Genomic DNA, 24,661 nt, shown 5'->3' with positions numbered 1-24,661 from the left:
GATATCGTGAAATTGAAAAAATGGGCCGTCCTTGCCTGTACGGCTGCCTTGGCTGTATCAGTCCTTTCGGGCTGCGGCAACAGCGTGTCTACGAAAACTGAAACGGTTTCCAAGTCGGATCATCCTGTGGCTCTGACGCTGGATGCCAATATTACGGCTTTACATATGACCAATATCGTGCCGAAACTGTCGGGGAAACTCGTATCGACACCGTTGGCCGTCGGCCAGGAAGTCAAGGCTGGCGACGTCGTCGTCCAAGTCGATTCGGCACCGTATCAGCAGAGCGTCAGCCAGGCTGAATCGCAGCTCGTCGCTGCTTCATCGGCTGCGACGCCGACGTATAAGACCGTTACCGTACCGGCTGCCAGCAGCGGCGGCGGTGGTGGCGGCGATAACAGCGGCCACCGGGCGGAATTGAAGGCCTGGTATAATATGGGGGCCTTATCGAAAGTCGAATACAATCAGATGATGGCTGATGCTGGCGGCTCTTCAGGTTCTTCTCAGGGCGAGACGACTCAGACCGTCCAGGTCCAGGAAGCGCCGGCTGTGGACCATGAAAAAATCGCCCAGCTGCAGCAGGCCGTCCAGGCTGCCCGCGATATGTTAGGCAATACGACGATTTATTCGCCCATTGACGGCCGTGTCACGGCCGTATCGGATAATCCGTCTGTCGCCGTCGCCGGCAATGTCCTGGCTACGATTCAGCAGATGTCGCCGTTAGTGGCGACCTTTGCCATTCCTGAAATGTACATTGACGCTTTACAGGATGCCAAAAAAGACGGCAGCCTGCAAGTATCTATCATTGCCGCTTCGGGTGAAACGGAAACGGGGGAACTGACCTATCTGGCAACGACCAAGGATCCTTCGACCGGTTCTTATATGGCCAAGGTCACTTTCAACAACGCCAAGAACCTGTTCGTTCCCGGTGAATTTTATCACGTCCGCATCGCCACGCCGAAAGAAGTGTCCCAGATTACCGTTCCCAAGACGGCGGTCCGGACCAAAGACAGCGGTGACTTCGTTTACATCGTCAATGACAGCGGCCTGGCCGATGCCCGTTCCGTCCTGACTGGCGATGAAGAAGACGGCCGCGTCGTCATCCTCGACGGCCTCGACGAAGGCGATGTCGTCGTTGCCGATCCGCCGGATTCGCTGGAAATCGGCATGAAAGTTAAATCGTAATTCCAAGGAAGGTGAGAGCCAGTGGCAAAAGAAGAGCATCACAGCAGTTTATTGAAGTCCTTGGAAAAGAGCCTCGACGTCCTCGACCTCTTCGTGGAATGTAATACCGGCATGACCCTGAAGGACATTGCCGAACACACCCACTTGAATACGTCGACGGCCTTCCGCATTGTAAACACCTTGGAGCGGCGCCAGTATTTGACCCGCAACGATACGTCCAAGCAGTACCGCCTCGGTCCCCGAGCCCTGGCGCTGGGCTATTCGTCTCATTGGACAGAGAATGTCATCACTTTGGCCAAACCTTATTTACGGCGTTTACAGCAGTTGTTTAATGAAACGGTCAGCATTTACATTGCCGAAGGCGACTGCCGCATCTGCCTGGACCACGTCGAAAGCACCCATTCCCTGCGCCGGGTCATCCCCATCGGGGAGTCCCTGCCGCTCTATAAGGGGGCTGCCGGCCGGGTCCTGCTGGCCTGGACGAGCGATGACGAACGCAAGCGGTACATTGAAAAATACGGCAATATTTCTGAAGAAGAGTTCGCGGCCATCCGCCATAATGGCTATGCCATGACTCAGGATGAAAGCGAACACGGCTTATTTGCCCTGTCGGTACCTATCTTCAATTTTGAAGGCCAGGTCATCGCCTCTTTGACTATCGCCGGGCCGTCTATGCGTTTCTATGACTCGATCCGTCAGAAAATGCTGTTCACCATGAGCCAGTATGCCTATGAGATTTCCCATTCCCTGGGCTACCGGAAGAAAGCATGACCGGCCGGAAATGGAGGGCTGACGAATTTTGCGTCGATGCCAGCGTACTGGCCCCGCGCCTGCTGGGGCAGTACCTCATCCATGAAACGCCGCAGGGCCTCTGCAGTGGCCTCATCGTCGAGACCGAAGCTTATGGCGGCTGTTACGACGGCTTTGCCGACGACGGAGCCCATAGCTTTCATGGCCTTACCAAGCGGACGGCACCGATGTTCCACGCCGGCGGCATCAGTTATGTCTACCTGATTTACGGCATGTACTGCTGCTTCAATGTCGTCGCCGGTCCGGAAGGACAGGGCCAGGCCGTGCTCATACGGGCTGTTGAACCAGCTGAAGGGACTCCGCTCATGGTACGGCGCCGGAAGGCGAAGAAAGTCAGCAAGAATCTGACTAACGGGCCGGGAAAACTTTGCCAGGCCCTGGCTATTACGCGGGACCAGAACGGTCTGGATTTGACCGGTGATGAACTCTATCTGGCCCATCCGCTGCGTCAGGAACCTTTTTCTATCGTTCAGACGACGCGCATCAATATTGACTATGCCGAACGGGGAAAGCATTTTCCCTGGCGGTTCTATATAAAAGACAATCCTTATGTGTCTAAATTGTAATCCTAGTTAGGGGGAGATTACTATTATTGAATTTAGAGAAATCCGTTTGGAAGATAAACCCATTATAGATGACTATTTTCATCAGAAAAGATATGAACAGGCTGATGCTACCTTTATGACGCTCTTTGCCTGGCAGAAGCCCTATGAAATCCAGTGGGCTGAAGAAGACAATGTCCTCTACATCCGCTCGGGCCGCGGCAAGAAACAGTTCTGGATCCCGCCTTTCGCCCGCAAAGACGGCAGTTTCGCTAAAGGCGTCCTGCGCATGCATGAATGGTTCGAAGAACACGGCTATCCTTTCTTGATGAAAGGCGTCACGCCGGCTGCTGTCGAACGGATCAAAGCGCTCTGCGAAGACTGTTACGACTTCACGCCGGACCGGGACAATTATGAATACGTCTACCTGACGCAGAACCTGATTAATCTGTCGGGCAAGAAATACCGCCAGAAGAAGAATAACCTCAACCATTTCCGTAATCAGTATTTCGGCAACTGGGAATACGTCCCCATTACGGAAGATATCTTCGATGAATGTCTGGCCGCTGAACAGTCCTGGTATGACCAGCATGAAGCCGGCGATGAAGACGATGAACTCTTAGGCGAACGCCATGCCATCGAAACGGTCTTTAACAACTGGGAAGTCCTCCAGCCGACAGGCGGCGCCATCCGCATGTATAATAAGATCGTCGCCTTCTCCATCGGTGAAATGCTCAACGATGATACGGCTATCATCCATTTTGAAAAGAGCGACCCGACCATCCGCGGCCTGTACCAGGTCATCAACCATGAATTTGTCGTCCATGCCTGGCCGCACACGACGTACATCAACCGCGAAGAAGACATGGGGATTCCCGGCCTGCGCCATTCCAAAGAATCGTATAATCCGGATCACTTCGTCGAAAAATACGACGTCACACTGCGCCAGAAATAAGGGGGCCTTTCTATGTACTTCCGTTTAGCGACTGAATCGGACCGGGGCCTCGTCGAAAGCCTTTGGGACTATTGTTTCGAACACCGGGAAGATCCGTTTTTCCAGTGGTATTTCAATCATTTTTATCGGCCTGAAAACGTCCTCATGGGCTTTGAAGGCGATGATATGGCCTGCCTGACCCATCTCAATCCGTATACGCTGTGCCTGCGCGGCAAAGCCATCGACACGTCGTATATCGTCGGTCTGGCAACGCATCCTGCAGCCCGGCGCAGCGGTGTCGGCGGGAAACTGTTGACGGCAGCCCTAAAGGAAATGAAGCGCCGCGGCCATTACATTCACATCCTCATGCCCAGCAAGGCCGGTTTCTATCAGCCTTATGGCTATGAACTCTATTGTCATCAGTGGAAGGAAACGATGCCCCTGGAAGCCTTGCGGCCTCTGACGGACCGGACCGTGCGCTATGCCTTTGTCAACAGCCCGGATCAGTGGCCTTATCTGGCCACCGTTTATGAAGGCTATACGAAGGGCCTGTCCGGCTATGCCCTGCGCGATGAACAGAGCTGGCGGAGCCATATCGAGGCCCAGCTGTCCGAAGGCAATATCGCTGTCTGCTTCGATGGGGACGAACCGATTGGCTATGCCTTCTATCAGCTGGGAGAACCTACCATCATCAGCGGTGAATTTGTTTACACCTGCCGCAAAGGCAAGCGCGGCCTCTTAGGCTATATGTACAACCACCGTTCTCAAGGCGAGGCCTTCCAATGGAACGAAGGCATCCATGACCAGTCCTATCGCTTTTATCCCGATGGGAAACAGGGCCATGAAACGATGCCCTTCATGACGGGACGCATCGTCGATGTCAAAGGGGCCTTGGAACAGCTTCCCTACCAGACCGACGGTACGGTTACCTTCCATACGGAAGACCCCTTGGCGGATTGGAACTGCGGGACCTTTACCTTGACAGTAAACAATGGTAAACCCGTAGTTACCCAAGAGAAGAATGAGCAGGCCGACGTTACCCTGCCCATCGGTACCCTGGCTTTATTAGCCTTTGGCGCCATGGATGTAAACGACCTGGTTTTCAATGAAAAACTACAGGGAAATGAACAGGCCCTGCAAACCCTGCAGGCCCTCTTCCCGACCGAAAAAAACTGGATCAACGAGTGGTATTAGTGTCTTTTGTGGTTCGTTGTTAGTGATTCGTGGCTCGTAGGAGCTCGTACGTGGCTCGTAATCCGTAGGGGATTATACAAATCCATGGCGGGCCGCCCTTTGGGACGGCCCCTACGAAACCATTCACTAGCCACTAACCACTTAAAAATAGGCTGTCGCATAAGCGACAGCCTATTTTTTTACCGATAAACAGTGTAAACGACCACACTGGTTACGAGGAACACGGCGGTATACACCAGGAAGAGTGTGATCAGGGTATGGCGGCCGATGTTGGCGACGACCCGCCAGCCGCTCTTCATGCCGCCGGCCAGCATGACGTACAGGGAGTGGCCTGTGCTAGCCGGGACGTGAGCTGCTTCTCCAGGAAGAGCTTGGTACGTTCCTTCTACGACGGGATGGTTTCCGTGATAGGACAGGTTGTTTTCTAAAATGCCGTCCGGGTTGGAGCGGATGTAGTCGTGGACATATTCCGTATGGCCGTCTGGGGCGATGCGGGTATAGCCGTTTACATGGTGGTAACCGGACGGCGCTTTGACTAAGCCTTCGTGGCTGACGACGCCGTCATGGGCAAAGGCGCCATCGTGGGCGAAGCCGTCGGCCATGCCGCCGTCGACGACGCCGCCGGCAGCGGCTTTCAGGAAGGGCAGGACCAGGGCGATGATGACCAGGGGGATACTGCCCATGATGTTCAAAGCACCTGACGAGGAGTAACCATTCCGATAGAGCCAATACAACAAGAGCTGGAAGACGAAGGCGATAAGGGCGGCTAAGGCTGTCAAGGCCAAGACCCGAACCAGGAGAGACGCGTGAACGACTGTAAAGAAAACGTGAGGAAACGTGTTTACTATCGTTGCCAAGCCTCGGTAAATCGGCCGGTATAAGGTATTGAGCCAGTCCATGCGGAAGTAGAGGACAAAGGCCAGGCCGTAGACCATAAGACCGGCAATGACAGCCCGCCAGTTCTTCAAGATGAAACCGATGCGGGCGATGAAGAGGACGATCATGATGATGAAGGCGACAGGCGCCAAAAAGGGAAATATGGCACAGAGGCCGCCGGCAATCAGGGAAAAGGCGAGCATCATGTAAATCATCTGCCAGGCCGTAACGATAAAAAAGCCGACGAAGCCGCCGATGATGACCCAGGGATTAAAACCGTGGATAAAAGTATACATGAGGATAGCGAAAATCCAGATGGCACTCAAAACATTCTGCCAAGTCGTGAGTTGTGCCGATACCCACTCCCGGCGCGTCATTTGCTGTCTGTCCATAAAACACCTCGCATACGTAGTCGTTACTTTTTATAGTAGAGAAAAAGCTGTAAAAAATCAAGAACATTACAGCCCCTTTTCCTTTTCGTCAAATAGGTGTAACATGAAATTATAATTCCCCTTATTGGCACGGAGGTGTTTCTATGGATTCTTTAGGTTATTTTGGCAAGTGGTTCCCGACAGAACACAAGAAGTATACCGCTATCATCGCCATGATGTATCTTGGCGTGGTAACGACGGTACTGGGTGTGTTGTTTGAATTGGCTCTTCGGGGACTGGAAATGATCGGCCTCTTCGGCGGCCCTGTTGGGATACGGCGGACCATGGATGTCCTGACCTTTTTCAGCGGCCTCAATACGCTGGTCACGCTGGCTCTTCTGGTCATCATGATTTACCTGCTCTATAAGACGCGGGCTCTGGCTTATCTGCTCAAGATGGCCCTGGGCTATTTCGTTGTAGACCTTTTATTGATTTTGATTGCCGACCTTTTCAGTGGGACTGTCGCTGCCATTCTCTGTATTCTGGGTATCATCGCTACTATTTATGTGAATCGCAGACGTTGGCATTATATCAGCAAATACCGCCGCTATATTTACTACGTCGTCCTCAGCTGGCTCATCAGTGCCCTTTGTACGGCGGCTGTCGTCGGCCATATCGTCTATAGTATGACCCAGCTGATGTTCGGCATGACCCGCGGCGGCTATGGGACCTTTATCGGCTATGCCGTCCTCCTGGTCCTGGTCTGGATGATTCCTGTTTTCTGCCAGCATTACATCTATCGCCGGGAAGAACGGCTGGGGACTTCCTTCTATCAGGCATTTCGCCTCATGTGTACCGTTCCCATGACAGCCCTGTTCTTCATCTTCGGCATTTCTTCCCTGGCGTCGATTGGCACATTGAGCGGTGAAAACATGTTTACATCATTTAACTTTGACGATACAGGCGATAACCAAGCCAATCATCAAAACGATGAAAATGCAATGTCAACGCAAAATGTAAACGGAGTAAATGAAAAATACTGCCCTCATTGCGGCCGTCCCGTAGCGGCTGATGCGGCCTTTTGCAGTCATTGCGGCAAACCCGTCCATACGTGCCCGCAATGTCACCAGCCCGTCGACCCGTCGGCAAAATTCTGCCCGTCCTGCGGGGCCCCGCTGCAGGTTCTGCAAGCCCAATACGGTCATCTGACCAATCGGACAGCCGTACAGCAGGAGGAAAAGGTAGTGCAGCCTGAAAGCCGGCCGGCAGTACATCCTGTAGTTATGCCGCAGCGGGAGAAAAAAGAAGTTCCTTTAAAAGCGCAGCTCCAGGAGCATCGCAATCTCTTCATCGCCCTGGCCTGCGTCCTCGTCGTGGCCATTGCCGGCGGCATCTGGTACGCCCATGAACAGAAAGCCCTACCGGCCCAGGGGAGTACCGTATCGTCGCAGCTTGTCAAGACGGCTGATTCGGAACTCTCTTTAAACGGCGTTTACCTGGACCAAAGCTGGGATGAAGCTAAAGACGGCCTGGGCCGGGAACTCAGCACGTCGGATAGTAAAGACGGTGCCGTTCATCATAAGTTTACCGATATGGATGTCGTCGTCAAAGACGATAAAGTCATCATGCTGACATCCTCCTCGCCGGCAGCTCAGAGCAAGCGGGGCATCCATCAGGGCAGCTCTTTGGATGACGTCGTCAATGCCTATGGTGACGATTACCAGGCCTCGGAATACGGTGCCCAGATTCATTATGAATATACCTTTAAGACCGATGACGGGAAACAGGGAATCCTGCGCTTTGCCGTCAGCAAGAACAGCCAGACCGTCGAATATATCAGCGTCCGCCTGGCCGATGAAAAGACAGATGGCGCGAAGCAGGCTTTCCTGGCTTACCATAAGGCCATTTCCAATCACGACCTGCAAGATGCCTTCCAGATGCTGACTGGGGAATTCCAGAATTCTGTCGGCGGCTATGATGGTTACGCGCCGGGCTACGCCAACACCTTGTCCAGCGACGTTTCCAATCTCCGCAAAATCGCTTCCGGAAGCGATAAGACGACCTTTTCCTTCACCTTGAAAGCGCGGGACCGTATCCCAGGCAGTGCCAAGGTCAAAGTCCAGTATTTCAACGGTCAGGTGACGATGGTAAAAGACGGGAACACCTGGAAAATCAGTGATATGAGTGCCAAGAAGACGGGAGAACATGTGGAATAAATGGTATGTCCGACATAAACGAAAACTGAAACGCATGGGGGCGATTACCTTGATCGCCGCCGCCGTTCTTTACGGACTCTGTTTCTACATGAGCTACAAAGCGGCGGATATCTTCAACCAAGTCGTCGCAGAACGCCAGCTCTTTCCCGGTACGGTCACGGTGGAACGCCTGACGGCGACGCCAGGCGGAACCGTGTCCTTTGAGGGCCTGGTATGGCACGATGAAGATGGGGATACGCTGGTCCAGATACCGGAAGGCCAGTTTACGGTCAAACTGAGCGATGTCCTGACCGGTCATATCGGTACGCAGACTGTCGAAGACGTGACTTTGAATAATGCCTATATTCATTTGATCTTTAATGATAAAATGGAGTTACAGCATATCAAGAAGGCCAGTGACCATCACAGCAGCGGCCCGAAGGATTTGGTCAAGGTCACAGGGCCTAAGAGCAACCGCCCCTTTAACTGCCACGTCGCCCTGCATCAGAGCGTCATCGAAGCTGAAGCGCCAGGCCGTTATTTCAAGATCGGCGATGTCGAATTCTCTTCGGCCATCCATACTAAAGGCAAGACGAAAATCGACTTGCGGGCCGGTCACTTTTCCGGCATGATCGATGCCAAGTCCCTGCGCATCCGCGGCAGCCTGGATTTCAAAGAAGAAACACCGCAGTATAACCTGTCGCTCTTGCTGAGCGACTGCAATCCCCGTTCTCTCGGGGCCGGCCTGGATATCGACGACCCGGCGACAGTTTCGGCCGACATCCGCGGCCCTTTATATGCCCCGGTCATCGACGGCACTTTGAAGATGGACCGTCTGGATATTACGGCCCTGGTCTTTACGGATGTCGTAGGACAGGTCCATTATGAACAGGGCCTGCTCGATATAAACGAAGTCACGGCCGGCGTCTTCGGCGGCTCCATGAAAGGTCATGGACAGGTAAACCTGGACGATAAATCGTATACGGCGGACATGACCGGCTCCCAGCTCAAAGGCGGCATTGCGGCCCATGACCTCTTCCTGCGCTGCAACGTCGACTTGAATCTGCACATGGAAGAAAATAAAACGACCGGCACCAAGGCGATTTACGGTGATTTCCGTTCCGGTCCGGGCCGCTATCACAACGTACCGTTCCGGGGCATTTCCGGTTCCTTTGCTCAAGATGGCAAGACCTTGAACTTCCGGGACGTCGTCATTTCCATGTTCTTTGGCGACGTATCGACGGATGCCTTTTCCATCGTCAACGGCAAAGTCAAGATAGGGGCCATCAACATCGACTATAAAAACGGCAAGCGGAGCCGCTGGGGAAAGGGCGGCCCGCAGACCATCCGGTGAACATAGATAGAGAAAGGAGTTTTCATCATGGATATTTCACGCTATTTAGCGAAATCAGGCGAAAAAGTCGATTTGGCCCAATGGCCGACGGCCTGCGATGTGGATATCGACAAGAAGAAGGTCAAAGGCGAACTGCTGGACCAGACGATTTCCGAAATGCAGGATTTACAGGAAAAACTCTTTGCCGATAACCATTACGGCTTGGTCATCGTCCTGCAGGCTATGGACGCTGCCGGGAAAGACGGGACGGTCAAGCACGTCTTTGCCCGCCTCAATCCGGCTGGCGTCAAGGTGCAGAGCTTCAAGAAGCCGAGTTCGGAAGAAATGGACCACGACTACATGTGGCGCATCAACAAGGCCCTGCCCGGCCGGGGAGAAATCGGCATCTTCAACCGCTCCCATTACGAAGAAGTCGTCGTCGCCCGCATCCACAACCTCATCAAGAGCGACGGCATGCCGGAAGAACTGGTCCGCAAGGATATCTGGGAGAGCCGCTATCGCCAGATACGCGACTGGGAACGGTACTTGTCGGAAAATGGCTTTCCTATGGTCAAGATATTCCTTCATTTGTCGAAAAACGAACAGAAGAAACGCCTGATCGACCGCATCGTGACCAAGCAGAAGAACTGGAAGTTCGACATGTCCGATATTGAAGAACGGAAATACTGGAACCGATATCAGAAAGTCTATGGCGAAGTCCTGACAGCGACGTCGACGAAGTATGCGCCCTGGTATATCGTCCCGGCTGACGACAAGTGGTATACGCGCTATGTCGTCGCCCAGATCGTCCTCAAGGAACTCAAGGCCATTAACCCGAAATTCCCGAAATTGTCACCGGAAGTCGAAAAACAGCTGGCCCGGTTCCGCCAGCTCCTGAAAGAAGTCGATATCAAGGACTTGAAGAGCATCAAGAATGCCATTGATGAGCAAAAAGTCAAATAAGAAGTGTTCCTGATAGGGTCAAATGTGATATAATAAGGACGGTTCAAGAAAACCGATGAAGTTCTGTACACGTTTTGAGACATATCTCAAGGAGGTACCGTTATGCTCGATGCAAAAGTAAAAGAATTAATTAACAAACAGATCAATCAGGAATTCTATTCGGAATATTTGTATTTAGCTTTTGCCAACTATTTCTATGACAATGGCCTCGACGGCTTTGCCAACTGGTATGATGTCCAGGCCCAGGAAGAACGGGATCACGCGATGCTCATGCGGACCTATCTGCACAACAACGGTGAACGCGTTACCTTCTCGGCCATTGCCGAACCGCAGAACGACTTTGACAGCATCAAAGCGGTCCTGAAAGCCGGCCTGGCCCATGAACAGTATGTCACATCCCTGATCAACAAGATCTATCAGGCCGCCGATAAAGTCCACGACTACCGGACCATGCAATGCTTCGACTGGTTCGTCAAGGAACAGGGTGAAGAAGAAAAGAATGCCGACGATTTGATCAAGAAATACAAGATGTTCGGCAGCGATGCCAAAGGCCTGTATTCTCTGAACCAGGAATTGCTGGCCCGTACCTATGTTGCTCCGACATTAGTCCTGTAAGTTTTACGATAATTCCATAAGCGCAATCAGGTGCGTAAGCTCAATAGAGAAGTCCGGTGCAAAACCGGCGCGGTCCCGCCGCTGTAAGGAGGAGCCAGGCTGCAATGATGTCACTGTACGTCCGCGTATGGGAAGGCGCAGCCATGGCCATGAATCCGAGCCAGAAGAACTGCCTGATTAGGATCACCGGTTGACCTGCGAGCGATGGGGATGGCGATTTTTACGGCGAGCCGCTTTTTATGAGCTGCTGGCCGTGAAGGACTCGTATGTAAGGGACTGTCGCATGAAGGCTTATGCCATCATGTGACAGCCTCTTTTTTTATATTTTTTATCAAAGGAGAGATGATTATGTTCCACAAAAAATTAAAGACCGCGCTGATTTTATCTTTGGCCCTGACGTCGTTTGGTGCTTTTTCGGCGCCCTCTTTTGCTGCCGGCTATACGCTGAACCCGGAAGTCAAGGACGCTACGCCGGCTTTGAAAAAGGCCGCGGAAATCGGGGTCCGCACGTACAACAACCCGGACATGCAGAACGAAGCCAATAAAGACGCCATCCTGGTATTGAGCTTCGGCACGACCTATAAGGACAGCCGCCAGAAGACCATCGACCAGACTGTATCGGCTATCAAGGCGGCCCATCCGGATCAGAAAGTCGTCGTCGCCTTCACGTCGCATATCATCGTCGACCGCATCAAGGCTAAAGAAGGCGTGACCGTACCGACGCCGGAACAGGCCATGGCCCAGCTGAAAAAAGAAGGCTATACGCGCGTGGCCATTACCTCCCTGGACATCATCCCGGGTATGGAATATGCTTATGATACGGCTATTTTCGACCTCTACAAACATGATTTCAAGAAATTGACCCTCGGCACGCCGCTCATGTATTGGATGGGACAGGAAGACCAGCGCGACGACATCGCTGAATTCGTCAAAGCCTTCTCGACACAGTTCCCGAAAATTGGCAAGAAAGACGCCATCCTGGTCATGGCCCATGGCACGCCGCATCCGGCCAATGCTTATTACTCCGTCGTCCAGAACCGCCTCGATGCAGCTGATCTGGGCAATGTCTACATCTACTCTGTCGAAGGCTGGCCCCATCTGGATACAGTCATTCCCCAGCTGAAAGCCAAGGGCATCAAGCACGTCATCCTCATGCCCATGATGATGGTCGCCGGCGACCATGCCAATAACGACATGGCCGGTGCCGATGCCGATTCCCATAAGAGTATCCTGGAAAAAGAAGGCTTCACGGTTACGACCTATATCCATGGCCTGGGAGAAAATGAAGCGGTCCGCCAGATGTTCGTCGAACGAGCTGATGAAGCCTGGAATGCCCTGGAAGCCCAGTAATTTGACTTCATGGAATTTTTTCCTACCAAATTAGTCCATCCTTTTCGTCTATCATTCCATATGCTTCCTTTGTATAATGAATTCACGAAATGCATATAACAAACGTGAAGAAATAGGAGATGGAAGACATGAAACAAGTGAAAATAATTACAGCTCAAGAAGCAGCTCAGCTCGTCAAAGACGGTGACGTCGTCACGACCAATGGTTTCGTCGGTTCCGGACAGCCGGAAGCGCTGACCAGCGCCCTGGAAGAACGCTTCCTCAATACGGGTTCGCCGAGAGATTTGACGCTCATCTATGCCGCTTCCCAGGGGAATACGGATGGCCGCGGCGGCGACCACTTCGCCCACGAAGGGATGTTGAAAAAAGCCATCCTCGGCCACTGGAACGCCGTTACGGCCCTGCAGAAATTAGTCAATGAAAATAAGATCCAGGCCTACAACCTGCCCCAGGGCACGCTGTCCCAGTATTTCCGTGACGTCGCAGCTCATCGCTTAGGCACGATTACCCACGTCGGTCTCGATACCTTTGCGGACCCCCGCATCAGCGGCGGCCGTCTCAATGACGTCACCAAGGAAGACTTCGTCAAAGTCATCAACATCGAAGGCCATGACCAGCTCTTCTATCCGCGTATGGATATGAATATCGGCTTCATCCGCGGGACTTATGCCGATGAATGGGGCAACATCGTCCTGACCAAGGAAGTATCGCCTTTCGATGCCACGCCGCTGGCACAGGCCGTCCATAACAGCGGCGGTATCGTCGTCGTCCAGGTTGAAAAAATCGTCAAAGGCGGCACGCTCGACCCGAAACTGGTCAAAGTACCGGGCATCTACGTCGACTACGTCGTTCAGGTCGATGACGAAACGAAACGGCAGCAGTCCTTCGACTGCGAATATGACCCGTCCCTGACGGGCGAAACGACGATTCCCGTCAAAGCCCTGGATCCGGCTCCGCTCAATGCCAAGAAAGTCATTGCCCGCCGGGCAGCCCTGTTGCTTCTCAATATGAGCAGTGAAGCCGTCATCAACCTGGGCATCGGTATTCCGGAACTCGTCTCGTCCGTAGCCAACGAAGAAGGCATCGGCGACAGCTTGACCATGACTGTCGAAGCCGGGGCCATCGGCGGCGTACCTCTCGGCGGCGTCCGCTTCGGGGCTTCTGTCAATGCCGAAGCCTACATGGACCAGGCTACACAGTTCGACTTCTACGATGGCGGCGGCCTGGACCTGACCTGCCTGGGCCTGGCCGAATGCGATAAAGAAGGCAATATCAACGTATCCAAATTCGGTACGCGCATTGCCGGCTGCGGCGGCTTCGTCAACATCACCCAGAATACGAAGAACGTCGTCTTCTGCGGGACCTTTACGACAGGGAAACTCCGCGAAGAAATCAAAGACGGTGAACTGCACATCCTGCAGGAAGGGAAAGTCAAGAAATTCGTTCCCGAAGTCGGTCACATCACCTTCAGCGGCAACTATGCCCGTAAACATAAACAGCATGTCCTCTACATCACAGAACGTGCCGTATTCGAAATGAAAGAAGACGGTGTCCACCTGACCGAAATCGCCCCGGGCATCGACCTCCAGAAAGACGTCCTCGACCAGATGGGTTTCACGCCGATCATCGACGAAGTCAAAGTCATGCCGGCCTTCCTCTTTGAAGATAAACCCATGGGTTTGAAAAAGATGAAAGAAGAAATGAACAAATAATAGTTTGTAGTACAGAGTTTGTTGTTTGCAGAAAAGCTCCCCTGATAGGGGAGCAGGCCGCCGAAGGCGGCCTGAGAGGTTTTGACACAGCCGCGGACTACGCTGTGAGTTGCGGACTGTAAAAAAAGGGCTTGTCGCATTTGCGACAAGCTTCTTTTTTTGATTGTAGGGGCTCGCACGTGGCGAGCCCGTCAGGTATATGTTATGATGCCTGTAGCCGATTTGCATGGGCGGGCGCCCCACGTGGGCGCCCCTACAGAAAAAGAGGCTGTCTTAATGCGACAGCCTCTTTTTTTACTTCGACAAGGACAAGGTCCTTTCGATGAGCGGTTTATACGTTTCGTATTTTTTCTTTAAGGCTTCTAAATCATACTGGCGGTATGACGGCTGGTTCTTCATGTTCTGGAAGGCATTGAGCAGGATGGAGTGGAGACGGTTGCTGCTGATGACGTAGAACGAATCGGCGTCGTTGTGGATATTCCGCTTGTTCTTTTTCAGGAAGCCTGTCTTGTAGTTGGAATAGAAGGACAAGTCCTTGCCCGTGTACATGCCGTCGCTGACGGTCGGCAAGAGGACGCCAGTCGTTAAGTTGGGATTCTTTTCCAGGCCTTCAAAGATACTCTTGATATGCGCTTTCCGTTCTTCCGCAGTCAAGCGGTATTCGATGTCGGTCAGGTAGATGTAGCCCGATTCGACGTAGCGCAGGAGCGATGTCGTCGGCATGATGAAGGTGATTTCCGAAGCATTGAGGATTTCTTCCCACGTGACGCAGAGGCGCTGGATGGCAAAGGCCTGTTCCGGCGATACGGTTTCGCTGATGTGGTCGAAGACTTCGTGAGGAAGGAGGAATTCAAAGCCGATGGTCAAGTAGAAGAAGAATTTCGTTGTCGCATAGAAGGCCGTGCGATAGCCGAGTTCTTCCAGTCCCAGAGAGCTGACCGTCGACATGAGCGGTTTCTTTTCAGCTCCGTTGAAACTGAATTTTTCATAAATATCACCGACTAAGGATTCGTCGAAAATATAGGTACACATCTTGAAGCGGGGCTGTGTGTCCAGGGCATATTGAACGACGAACGCGCCCTTGAGGATGATGAGGTTGGCATTGGACGTATCCTGGATGTCATAAAAGACGAAATCGATATCCAAAAAGTTATCTAGCGTACGATAGACCGTGATTAAATCATCGAAGTTGCTTTCAATTTTATCTAAGTCCAGGCCGACACGGATGGTCAGTCTGTGCTGTAATTCGAGGCCTTCGAAATATTTCCAGAACCCTGTTTTGTATAAAGTACAAAATTCACCGAGGACCAGGAGCTCACCATCACTTTCGAGGCTTTGAATGCCCTTTTGCAGCAAGTCCGACAAGAAAGCCGACGTATCGTGATGACCGGTGACGACCTGGATGGACGGGCGGTTTTCTTTGCCCTTGGGAACCCGGTTCTGGTTCAGCGTCGTCCGGTAGGCGGCGCAGAGGTACTGGCCGATTTCAAAGCCCAGGTCATCCGTATTTTCGGAAATGGGGAAGGTTTTAAAGAACTTGGCCTCTTTCTTCTGCTTAGTGATCAGTTCGGCAAAGTATTGGCCCATTTCTTCGTTGATCCGTTCGACATAACGGGAAGACGGTAATTTCGTACCGTTGCTCCATTTATTGACGTAGGACACATCGTAACCGACGACATCGGCCAGGGAAATGAACTTGGCCTGTGTGAAGGTAATGAGCCGTTTTAACGTTGAAGCATATCCATCTGAAATCACGTTGTAACCTCCTTCAATACGAAACTATCATATTTTTTATATGGAACACATATAGTTTTTAATATATGAAATACATTCATTCTCTGTATAAATTTAATTCAATCAAGCACGTACATTTTATCACATGCCTTAGTGAATCACAACGATTTTGACAAAAAAATTCACATGGACTTAATTCTATGCAAAAAAGGTCAAGCCTTTCCTGTTTTGTTCCAACTTGGTCATTTGTATACTGTAGTCACAAGGTTGGTTCAAGGCAAGGCCAATCAATAAGACATAGTTGATAATTTTTATAACTATATTAGGAGGTTTTTCATTATGGCTTACAAAAATATTAAATTCGTCAACGAAGATGGTATCGGTATTTTAACGATCAGCCGCCCGAAGGCTCTCAACGCATTGAACACGGAAACAGTTACGGAACTGAATGACTGCGTTGGCAAAATCGAAGCTGACGAATCGGTAAAAGTTGTCATCATCACTGGTGAAGGTGCTAAATCCTTCGTCGCCGGTGCCGACATCGTTGAAATGTCCACTAAGAACCCTGTCGAAGGCCGTAAATTCGGTAAGATTTCCCAGGATACTTTCACACGCATCGAAAACCTGCCCCAGCCGGTCATTGCAGCTGTTAACGGCTACGCTCTCGGCGGCGGCTGCGAACTCGCCTGCGCTTGCGACTTCCGTTATGCTGCTGAAAACGCTAAATTCGGTCAGCCTGAAGTTGGCCTCGGCATCACACCGGGCTTCGGCGGCACTCAGCGTCTCCCCCGTGTCGTAGGCCGTGGCTATGGCAAAGAAATGATTTTCCGCGCTAACATGATCGACGCTCAGGAAGCTCATCGCATCGGCTTGGTCAACAAAGTCGTTCCTCAGGAAGAATTGATGGATACCTGCAAAAAGGTAGCGAAAGAAATCATGGGCAACGCTCCTATCGCTGTACAGCTCGCTAAGACGGCTATCAACCGCGGCATCAACTGCGACGTCGTCACCGGTATCGCTTACGAAGACGAAGTATTCGCCCTCTGCTTCTCCACGGCAGACCAGAAGGAAGGCATGGACGCATTCGTCAACAAACGCGCTAAACACTTCCAGGGCAAATAATAGAGCACGCTTCATTGTTAGAAGGAGGGGCTTCGCATGGCAGCTGAAAGCTTCGTGCGACAGTCCCTTTCCTATAAACCTTTAGTATGTAATAAGAATTATTTTTAGGAGGAATATTTACTATGGATTTCAAACTCAGCGAAATGCAGCAGGATATTGCTAAACTGGCTAAAGATTTTGCAGAAAAAGAATTGGCACCGACTGTCAAAGAACGCGATGAAAAGGAAGTCTTTGACCGCGCTATCCTCGACAAAATGGGTACCCTCGGCCTTCTCGGTATCCCCTGGGAAGAAGAAAACGGCGGCGTAGGCGCTGACTTCCTCAGCCTGGCTGTCGCTTGCGAAGAAGTCGCTAAAGTTGACCCGTCCATCGCACTCAGCTTCGAAGTACACACCATGCTCTGCTCCTGGCCAATCTGGAAATTCGGTACGCCGGAACAGAAAGCCAAATACTTGAAACCCTTGGCAGAAGGTACGAAACTCGGCGCTTTCGGCCTCACCGAACCGAACGCTGGTACTGACGCTTTGAACGGTTCCACAGTCGCTACGAAAAACGAAGACGGCAGCTACACCTTGAACGGCTCCAAAGTCTTCAACACCAACGGCGGCGAAGCTGACGTTACCGTCGTATTCGCTTCGACGGACAAATCCAAAGGCGCTAAAGGCATGAGCGCTTTCATCCTGGAAAAAGGAATGGAAGGCTTTACCTATGGCAAAGAAGAAGTTAAAATGGGTATCCGCGCTTCCGTACAGCGTGAACTCGTATTCCAGAACGTAAAAGTTCCGGCTGAAAACCTCCTCGGCAAAGAAGGCGAAGGCTTCAAAATCGCTATGATGACCCTCGACGGCGGCCGTGTTGGCGTTGGCGCACAGGCTCTCGGCATTGCTGAAGGCGCTTATAATGCAGCTGTTCAGTACGCTAAAGAACGTACGCAGTTCGGCAAACCGATCGCTAAATTCCAGGCTATCAGCTTCATGCTGGCTGACATGAAACTCAAGATTGAAACGGCCCGCCTCGCAGTTTATCAGGCTGCTTGGAAAATGGCTCAGCCCGACGTTAAATCCTACTCTGTAGATGCAGCTATCGCTAAGAAATACGCTTCTGACGTAGCTATGCAGGTCACCACCGATGCTGTCCAGGTATTCGGCGGCTATGGCTTCACTCGTGAATACCCGGTTGAACGCTACATGCGCGATGCTAAGATCACTCAGATTTACGAAGGCACCAACCAGGTACAGCAGATGGTCATTTCCGGCGCTATCCTCCGATAAGCCGGCTCACCGTCTTTCTTCCTGAAGTACATATAGAAGTACATATAATAGAACAATAGTATATAAGATAACGCTCCAGAGAAAGGGACCTCACATGAAACTTCCGCCCATCATGTGAGGCTCTTTTCTTTTTTTTTTGATTTATGAATAAGTAATAATTATTTGTTGATTATTTCTTGACAAAAACGGCTAAATCATGTAAGATATATACATAACAAAGAACCAATATCAATTAAAGGTACAAAAGATTTTATTACCACCTATGAACGACATATAATATATAATCCTTATATATGCACTTGAATTTTTTGTTAGAGGAGGAGTTATCATGAAAGACGTAAAATTCTATCAGCTCGAAGGTAAAAACGTATTGGCTTTGCTCAGCGGCAGCGTAGAAGGCGCTGAACCCATTGCCGTCGGTTCCGTTGATGCAGCTAAAGAAAAACACATCCCCGTCGTAAAACGCGTCGGCGATAAACTGGAAGTCACTGTCGGCTCTGTCATCCACCCGATGTTGGAAGAACACCACATCGAATGGATTGCCTTGGCAACGGATGATAAACTGGAAGTCAAATTCCTCAAACCCGGTGAAGAACCGAAAGCCGTATTCGCAGCCGTCGACTCCGGCGTCGTATACGAATCGTGCAATCTCCACGGTATTTGGAAAGCGGAATTTTAAGGGATAAAAAAGGGCTTGCCGCACACGCGGCAAGCCCTTTTTTTGCAGGCCGCAGGCCGGAGCCCATCGTCATTGGCGATGTCGTTCGTCGTAGGCCGTTCATCGTTCATCGACGACGATTCAGATGCGGCGTCCCGCCGCGACTGACTCGGACTGACAACATCGCCTCGAGTAACCCTCGGCTCGTAGAGGAGAACCCCTCCACCGCAAGCGGTCCCCCTCTTCTTCGCAGGGGCGGCTTACGCCCCAACCGGGGCCATCGTAGGGGACGTCCTTTAACCTCTCAGACCGCCTTTGGCGGCCAGCTCCCCTATGAAGGGAGCCTTGGGCGACCCGCTGTGAATAATGGGGAAAATACTTGTCAAGTCAATGTAGCATGGTTTTGCGACCGGCGATTTCGCTACAAAGCATTTCACGGGATTCCCACAACGGGCCGCCCTTTGGCCGGCCCCTACAGCGACATCTGTGATGTCGCGGCGGCCTGCGTCAAGGATTTTAAAAAATCCTTGACAATTCCTTTACACAGTAGTATACTGAACAAGCTGTCGGGGCAAGGCCCTGACACAGCAGGAGTTTCATCCTGCCGTGGTCTGCGCCATGCAGGCCGGGGTGATTGAACTTTGAAAAAAGTTCAAAAACATCCTTGACAAGCTCTTCTGAGTTTGTTAAAATAAACAAGTCGTCGCCACCCGGTGATGACAACGATGACCTTTGAAAACTGAACAATGAACTGAATGAACGCCAACGTGCGAGGTTCTATTATATAGAACGTCAAACAATGAGTAATACCAATCAATAAACAAGAGCCAAACGCTCTTCCATATATCATGGAGAGTTTGATCCTGGCTCAGGACGAACGCTGGCGGCGTGCTTAACACATGCAAGTCGAACGAGAAGAGATGAGAAGCTTGCTTCTTATTGATTCGAGTGGCAAACGGGTGAGTAACGCGTAAGCAACCTGCCCTCTAGATGGGGACAACAGCTGGAAACGGCTGCTAATACCGAATACGTTCTTTCTGTCGCATGGCAGAGGGAAGAAAGGGAGGCTCTTCGGAGCTTTCGCTGGAGGAGGGGCTTGCGTCTGATTAGCTAGTTGGAGGGGTAACGGCCCACCAAGGCGACGATCAGTAGCCGGTCTGAGAGGATGAACGGCCACATTGGGACTGAGACACGGCCCAGACTCCTACGGGAGGCAGCAGTGGGGAATCTTCCGCAATGGACGAAAGTCTGACGGAGCAACGCCGCGTGAACGATGACGGCCTTCGGGTTGTAAAGTTCTGTTATACGGGACGAATGGTACGACGGTCAATACCCGTCGTAAGTGACGGTACCGTAAGAGAAAGCCACGGCTAACTACGTGCCAGCAGCCGCGGTAATACGTAGGTGGCAAGCGTTGTCCGGAATTATTGGGCGTAAAGGGCGCGCAGGCGGCGTCGTAAGTCGGTCTTAAAAGTGCGGGGCTTAACCCCGTGAGGGGACCGAAACTGCGATGCTAGAGTATCGGAGAGGAAAGCGGAATTCCTAGTGTAGCGGTGAAATGCGTAGATATTAGGAGGAACACCAGTGGCGAAAGCGGCTTTCTGGACGACAACTGACGCTGAGGCGCGAAAGCCAGGGGAGCAAACGGGATTAGATACCCCGGTAGTCCTGGCCGTAAACGATGGATACTAGGTGTAGGAGGTATCGACCCCTTCTGTGCCGGAGTTAACGCAATAAGTATCCCGCCTGGGGAGTACGGCCGCAAGGCTGAAACTCAAAGGAATTGACGGGGGCCCGCACAAGCGGTGGAGTATGTGGTTTAATTCGACGCAACGCGAAGAACCTTACCAAGCCTTGACATTGATTGCTAAGGGTAGAGATACCCTGTTCCTCTTCGGAGGACAAGAAAACAGGTGGTGCACGGCTGTCGTCAGCTCGTGTCGTGAGATGTTGGGTTAAGTCCCGCAACGAGCGCAACCCCTATCTTCTGTTACCAGCGGTTCGGCCGGGGACTCAGGAGAGACTGCCGCAGACAATGCGGAGGAAGGCGGGGATGACGTCAAGTCATCATGCCCCTTATGGCTTGGGCTACACACGTACTACAATGGCTCTTAATAGAGGGAAGCGAAGGAGCGATCCGGAGCAAACCCCGAAAACAGAGTCCCAGTTCGGATTGCAGGCTGCAACCCGCCTGCATGAAGCAGGAATCGCTAGTAATCGCAGGTCAGCATACTGCGGTGAATACGTTCCCGGGCCTTGTACACACCGCCCGTCACACCACGAAAGTCATTCACACCCGAAGCCGGTGAGGTAACCGCAAGGAGCCAGCCGTCGAAGGTGGGGGCGATGATTGGGGTGAAGTCGTAACAAGGTAGCCGTATCGGAAGGTGCGGCTGGATCACCTCCTTTCTAGGGAAAACCTAAGAAGTCGGCACGGAGGCCAATTCATTCATTGTTCAGTTTTGAGAGGTCATCCTCTCAATCGTACCTTGACAACTGCATAAAAATGTTAGAAAATACCTCTTTTTAAAAAGAGATCTTAACGAACCTTGAATTCTTGTTCATCATGACATCCCGTGTGGATGGCGTGATACATGAAAAAATAGTCAAGTAAGTAAGGGCGTACGGCGGATGCCTTGGCCATATCAGCCGAAGAAGGACGCGATAAGCTGCGATAAGCTGCGGTGAGGTGCAAGTAACCTTTGACCCGCAGATCTCCGAATGGGGAAACCCGGCAGCAGTAGTGCTGTCATCCTCTATGAGGAAGGGCACCCGGTGAACTGAAACATCTAAGTAGCCGGAGGAAAAGGAATCAACAGAGATACCCCTAGTAGCGGCGAGCGAACGGGGCAGAGCCCAAACCGGGATGGGAAACCAATCCGGGGTTGTGGACTGCTATCAAATGCATGAGTGAAGCAGAATGAGCTGGGAAGCTCAGCCAGAGAGAGTGAGAGCCTCGTAGGCGTAAGCGAATGCATGGAGCAGGATCCGGAGTACCACGGGACACGAGAAACCCTGTGGGAAGCTGGGGGGACCACCCTCCAAGGCGAAACACTGATATGGACCGATAGCGCATAGTACCGTGAGGGAAAGGTGAAAAGAACCCCGGGAGGGGAATGAAAGAGAACCTGAAACCGTATGTCTACAAGCAGTCGAAGCACTTTTTAGGTGCGACGGCGTGCCTATTGAAGAATGAACCGGCGAGTTACTTCAGCTAGCGAGGTTAAGCAGGAAATGCGGAGCCGCAGCGAAAGCGAGTCTGAACAGGGCGTATAGTTAGTTGGAGTAGACCCGAAACCACAGTGATCTACCCATGTCCAGGTTGAAGCACAGGTAAAAATGTGTGGAGGACCGAACCAGTGAGCGTTGAAAAGCTTTTGGATGAGATGTGGGTAGGGGTGAAATGCCAATCGAACGTGGAGATAGCTGGTTCTCCCCGAAATAGCTTTAGGGCTAGCCTCATGGCGAGAGTACAGGCGGTAGAGCACTGAACGGGGTAGGGGCCTATCCGGCTACTGAACCTAATCAAACTGCGAATGGCTGTACTTATCCATGGGAGTCAGACTGTGAGTAATAAGGCCCATAGTCAAGAGGGAAACAGCCCAGACCAACAGCTAAGGTCCCCAATGCCGTACTAAGTGGCGAAGGATGTGGAATTTCGAAAACAACCAGGATGTTGGCTCAGAAGCAGCCACCATTAAAAGAGTGCGTAATAGCTCACTGGTCGAGAGACTCTGCGCCGAAGATGTCCGGGGCTAAAGTACGGAACCGAAGCTTTGGCAATTAACATAAGTTAATTGGGTAGGGGAGCGTTCCTGCATGGGAGAAGCCTGACCGGAAGGACAGGTGGACAGGCAGGAAGAGAGAATGCCGGTATGAGTAGCGAAAAGAAGGGTGAGAATCCCTTCCACCGAAAGCCTAAGGGTTCCTGGGCAACGATCGTCGTCCCAGGGTAAGTCGGGACCTAATCCGAGGCGGAGACGCGTAGGAGATGGACAACAGGTTGAAATTCCTGTACTGGCTGAGGCCGTTTGAGCGAAGGAGTGACACAGGAAGGAAGGCGCGCGTGCGAATGGAAGAGCACGTCCAAGCAGGTAGGTCGGGAGACAGGCAAATCCGTTTCCCGTAAGGCCGAGATGCGATGGGGAGCTTCTGGAGACAGAAGCGAAGGGGCTGGCACTAAACTGTCGAGAAAAGCTTCTAGTGAGGACTCAGGCACCCGTACCGAAACCGACACAGGTAGGCAGGATGAGAATTCTAAGGTGCGCGGGAAAACCCTCGTTAAGGAACTCGGCAAAATATATCCGTAACTTCGGGAAAAGGATAACCCAGCGTACGTGAAGTGCAGAAACGCATGGAGCGGAGATGGGTGGCAGAAGAGAGGCCCAAGCGACTGTTTACCACAAACACAGGCGTCTGCTAAAGCGAAAGCTGATGTATAGATGCTGACACCTGCCCGGTGCTGGAAGGTTAAGAGGAAGTGTTAGCGCAAGCGAAGCAGTGAATTGAAGCCCCAGTAAACGGCGGCCGTAACTATAACGGTCCTAAGGTAGCGAAATTCCTTGTCGGGTAAGTTCCGACCCGCACGAAAGGTGTAACGATTTGGGCACTGTCTCAACGAGGGACCCGGTGAAATTGAAGTACCTGTGAAGATGCAGGTTACCCGCGACTGGACAGAAAGACCCCATGGAGCTTTACTGTAACCTGAGATTGGATTCCGGTAAGAGATGTACAGGATAGTTGGGAGGCTGAGAAGTGAGTACGCCAGTATTCACGGAGCCGCTGGTGGGATACCAACCTTGTTTTATTGGAATTCTAACGAGAAGCGTAACGAGCTTGCGGACAGTCTCAGGCGGGCAGTTTGACTGGGGCGGTCGCCTCCGAAAGAGTAACGGAGGCGCCCAAAGGTTCCCTCAGCGCGGACGGAAACCGCGCGAAGAGTGCAAAGGCAGAAGGGAGCTTGACTGCGAGACGGACAGGTCGAGCAGGGACGAAAGTCGGGCTTAGTGATCCGGTGGTAGAGAGTGGAATTGCCATCGCTCAACGGATAAAAGCTACCCTGGGGATAACAGGCTTATCTCTCCCAAGAGTCCATATCGACGGGGAGGTTTGGCACCTCGATGTCGGCTCATCACATCCTGGGGCTGAAGTAGGTCCCAAGGGTTGGGCTGTTCGCCCATTAAAGTGGTACGCGAGCTGGGTTCAGAACGTCGTGAGACAGTTCGGTCCCTATCCATCGCGGGCGTAAGAAACTTGAAAGGGGCTGCTCCTAGTACGAGAGGACCGGAGTGGACCGACCAATGGTGTACCAGTCATGGCGCCAGCCGTGCAGCTGGGTAGCTACGTCGGGGACGGATAAACGCTGAAAGCATCTAAGCGTGAAACCAGCCTAGAGATGAGGTTTCTCATTGTTTAACAAGTAAGGTCCCACAAAGACGATGTGGTTGATAGGCCGGGAGTGGAAGTACAGCGATGTACGGAGCGGACCGGTACTAATAGACCGAGGACTTGACTTAAGCAGAGAGCCATGTTTGAAGGAGCCGAAAGGCGACGCACAAACATGTGCGAATCGCTTACTCCGAATCTCAGGAGGCTGTGAATTTGGAAACAGATACACAGAGAGAACGACGATTCGGAGACGAGCGGAAAGATTCTTGATAGTTCGTTGGATGTATGAAACATTTTTATGCAGTTGTCAGGATACGATAAGCAGAGAACCAGTTTTGAAGGAGTCAGAGACGACGCGCAAAACTGTGTGAATCGCTTATGTCGGACTTGTCCGACGCCTGAATAACATAA

The 24,661-nt window shown here is 51.9% G+C and carries 16 protein-coding genes, 2 rRNA genes and 1 riboswitch; of the genes, 16 read left to right on the top strand and 2 right to left on the bottom strand.

What is annotated here, in order from left to right; translation table 11 throughout:
* The first annotated feature begins 6 nt into the window (after positions 1 to 6).
* From ACFWUB_RS06020 to eis, 5 genes are read left to right on the top strand one after another with little or no spacing between them, the layout of a single operon-like run.
* Positions 7 to 1,182: an efflux RND transporter periplasmic adaptor subunit gene (locus ACFWUB_RS06020; RefSeq protein WP_014015442.1), complete on the top strand. Its 1,176-nt coding sequence runs from the start codon at positions 7 to 9 to the stop codon at positions 1,180 to 1,182.
* A 21-nt stretch (positions 1,183 to 1,203) separates the two neighbouring features.
* Positions 1,204 to 1,953 (top strand): IclR family transcriptional regulator, encoded by a 750-nt coding sequence (locus tag ACFWUB_RS06015; RefSeq protein WP_022497190.1) that lies wholly within the window; start codon positions 1,204 to 1,206, stop codon positions 1,951 to 1,953.
* Positions 1,950 to 2,558 (top strand): DNA-3-methyladenine glycosylase, encoded by a 609-nt coding sequence (locus ACFWUB_RS06010; protein WP_287055349.1) that lies wholly within the window; start codon positions 1,950 to 1,952, stop codon positions 2,556 to 2,558. Before ACFWUB_RS06015 ends, ACFWUB_RS06010 begins: the two co-directional genes overlap by 4 nt.
* A gap of 46 nt (positions 2,559 to 2,604) precedes the next feature.
* Complete coding sequence (locus ACFWUB_RS06005; RefSeq protein WP_014015439.1) at positions 2,605 to 3,489, top strand: DUF2156 domain-containing protein; 885 nt, start codon at positions 2,605 to 2,607, stop codon at positions 3,487 to 3,489.
* 12 nt (positions 3,490 to 3,501) lie between these two features.
* A complete protein-coding gene (eis, locus tag ACFWUB_RS06000) occupies positions 3,502 to 4,662 on the top strand; it encodes an enhanced intracellular survival protein Eis (RefSeq protein WP_416183646.1) in 1,161 nt (386 codons plus the stop codon).
* Positions 4,663 to 4,841: 179 nt separating this feature from the next.
* On the opposite strand, the gene ACFWUB_RS05995 is transcribed toward eis, so the two are convergent.
* Entirely contained in the window at positions 4,842 to 5,930 is a 1,089-nt protein-coding gene (locus ACFWUB_RS05995; protein ID WP_155274727.1) for a hypothetical protein, read from the bottom strand.
* A 143-nt stretch (positions 5,931 to 6,073) separates the two neighbouring features.
* On the opposite strand from ACFWUB_RS05995, the gene ACFWUB_RS05990 reads away from it, so the two are divergent.
* The 6 genes from ACFWUB_RS05990 (at position 6,074) to ACFWUB_RS05965 (ending at position 14,077) form a co-directional block, all read left to right on the top strand.
* Positions 6,074 to 8,125 carry a zinc-ribbon domain-containing protein gene (locus ACFWUB_RS05990; protein WP_416183645.1) on the top strand — a complete coding sequence of 684 codons (2,052 nt, stop codon included), beginning with the start codon at positions 6,074 to 6,076 and terminating at the stop codon, positions 8,123 to 8,125.
* Positions 8,115 to 9,458, top strand: coding sequence for a hypothetical protein (locus ACFWUB_RS05985; RefSeq protein WP_416183644.1), 1,344 nt, complete (start codon positions 8,115 to 8,117; stop codon positions 9,456 to 9,458). The genes ACFWUB_RS05990 and ACFWUB_RS05985 overlap by 11 nt, the downstream gene beginning before the upstream one ends.
* Before the next feature lie 27 nt (positions 9,459 to 9,485).
* On the top strand, positions 9,486 to 10,400 hold the full coding sequence (locus ACFWUB_RS05980; RefSeq protein ID WP_416183643.1) for a polyphosphate kinase 2 family protein: 915 nt from the start codon (positions 9,486 to 9,488) through the stop codon (positions 10,398 to 10,400).
* A 102-nt stretch (positions 10,401 to 10,502) separates the two neighbouring features.
* Entirely contained in the window at positions 10,503 to 11,015 is a 513-nt protein-coding gene (locus tag ACFWUB_RS05975) for a ferritin (RefSeq protein WP_014015433.1), read from the top strand.
* 11 nt (positions 11,016 to 11,026) lie between these two features.
* Positions 11,027 to 11,207: riboswitch (cobalamin riboswitch) on the top strand.
* A gap of 156 nt (positions 11,208 to 11,363) precedes the next feature.
* Positions 11,364 to 12,365 carry a sirohydrochlorin cobaltochelatase gene (locus ACFWUB_RS05970; protein ID WP_020311371.1) on the top strand — a complete coding sequence of 334 codons (1,002 nt, stop codon included), beginning with the start codon at positions 11,364 to 11,366 and terminating at the stop codon, positions 12,363 to 12,365.
* Positions 12,366 to 12,493: 128 nt separating this feature from the next.
* Positions 12,494 to 14,077, top strand: a complete 1,584-nt coding sequence (locus ACFWUB_RS05965) for an acyl CoA:acetate/3-ketoacid CoA transferase (RefSeq protein WP_416183642.1) — start codon at positions 12,494 to 12,496, stop codon at positions 14,075 to 14,077.
* A 294-nt stretch (positions 14,078 to 14,371) separates the two neighbouring features.
* Here ACFWUB_RS05965 and ACFWUB_RS05960 read toward each other — a convergent pair whose 3' ends face one another.
* Complete coding sequence (locus tag ACFWUB_RS05960; RefSeq protein WP_020311373.1) at positions 14,372 to 15,832, bottom strand: hypothetical protein; 1,461 nt, start codon at positions 15,830 to 15,832, stop codon at positions 14,372 to 14,374.
* A gap of 318 nt (positions 15,833 to 16,150) precedes the next feature.
* Here ACFWUB_RS05960 and ACFWUB_RS05955 point away from each other — a divergent pair, with 318 nt between their 5' ends.
* The 5 genes from ACFWUB_RS05955 to ACFWUB_RS05935 all read left to right on the top strand — a co-directional run bounded on the left by ACFWUB_RS05955 (position 16,151) and on the right by ACFWUB_RS05935 (position 24,378).
* Positions 16,151 to 16,933, top strand: coding sequence for an enoyl-CoA hydratase-related protein (locus ACFWUB_RS05955; RefSeq protein WP_302420253.1), 783 nt, complete (start codon positions 16,151 to 16,153; stop codon positions 16,931 to 16,933).
* Between the two features lie 122 nt (positions 16,934 to 17,055).
* Positions 17,056 to 18,204 carry an acyl-CoA dehydrogenase gene (locus ACFWUB_RS05950; RefSeq protein ID WP_020724212.1) on the top strand — a complete coding sequence of 383 codons (1,149 nt, stop codon included), beginning with the start codon at positions 17,056 to 17,058 and terminating at the stop codon, positions 18,202 to 18,204.
* A 328-nt stretch (positions 18,205 to 18,532) separates the two neighbouring features.
* Entirely contained in the window at positions 18,533 to 18,883 is a 351-nt protein-coding gene (locus ACFWUB_RS05945) for a desulfoferrodoxin family protein (RefSeq protein ID WP_020311887.1), read from the top strand.
* A gap of 824 nt (positions 18,884 to 19,707) precedes the next feature.
* Positions 19,708 to 21,271, top strand: a 16S ribosomal RNA gene (locus ACFWUB_RS05940).
* A gap of 195 nt (positions 21,272 to 21,466) precedes the next feature.
* Positions 21,467 to 24,378 (top strand): 23S ribosomal RNA (locus ACFWUB_RS05935).
* Together the 16S and 23S rRNA genes form the textbook arrangement of a ribosomal RNA operon.
* Positions 24,379 to 24,661 lie beyond the last annotated feature (283 nt).

Origin of the sequence: Megasphaera sp., assembly GCF_047831605.1 — a bacterium.
Classification (GTDB): domain Bacteria; phylum Bacillota; class Negativicutes; order Veillonellales; family Megasphaeraceae; genus Megasphaera; species Megasphaera intestinihominis.
The sequence above is the reverse complement of the archived record's forward strand: the minus strand, read 5'-3'. Positions and strand labels throughout refer to the sequence as shown.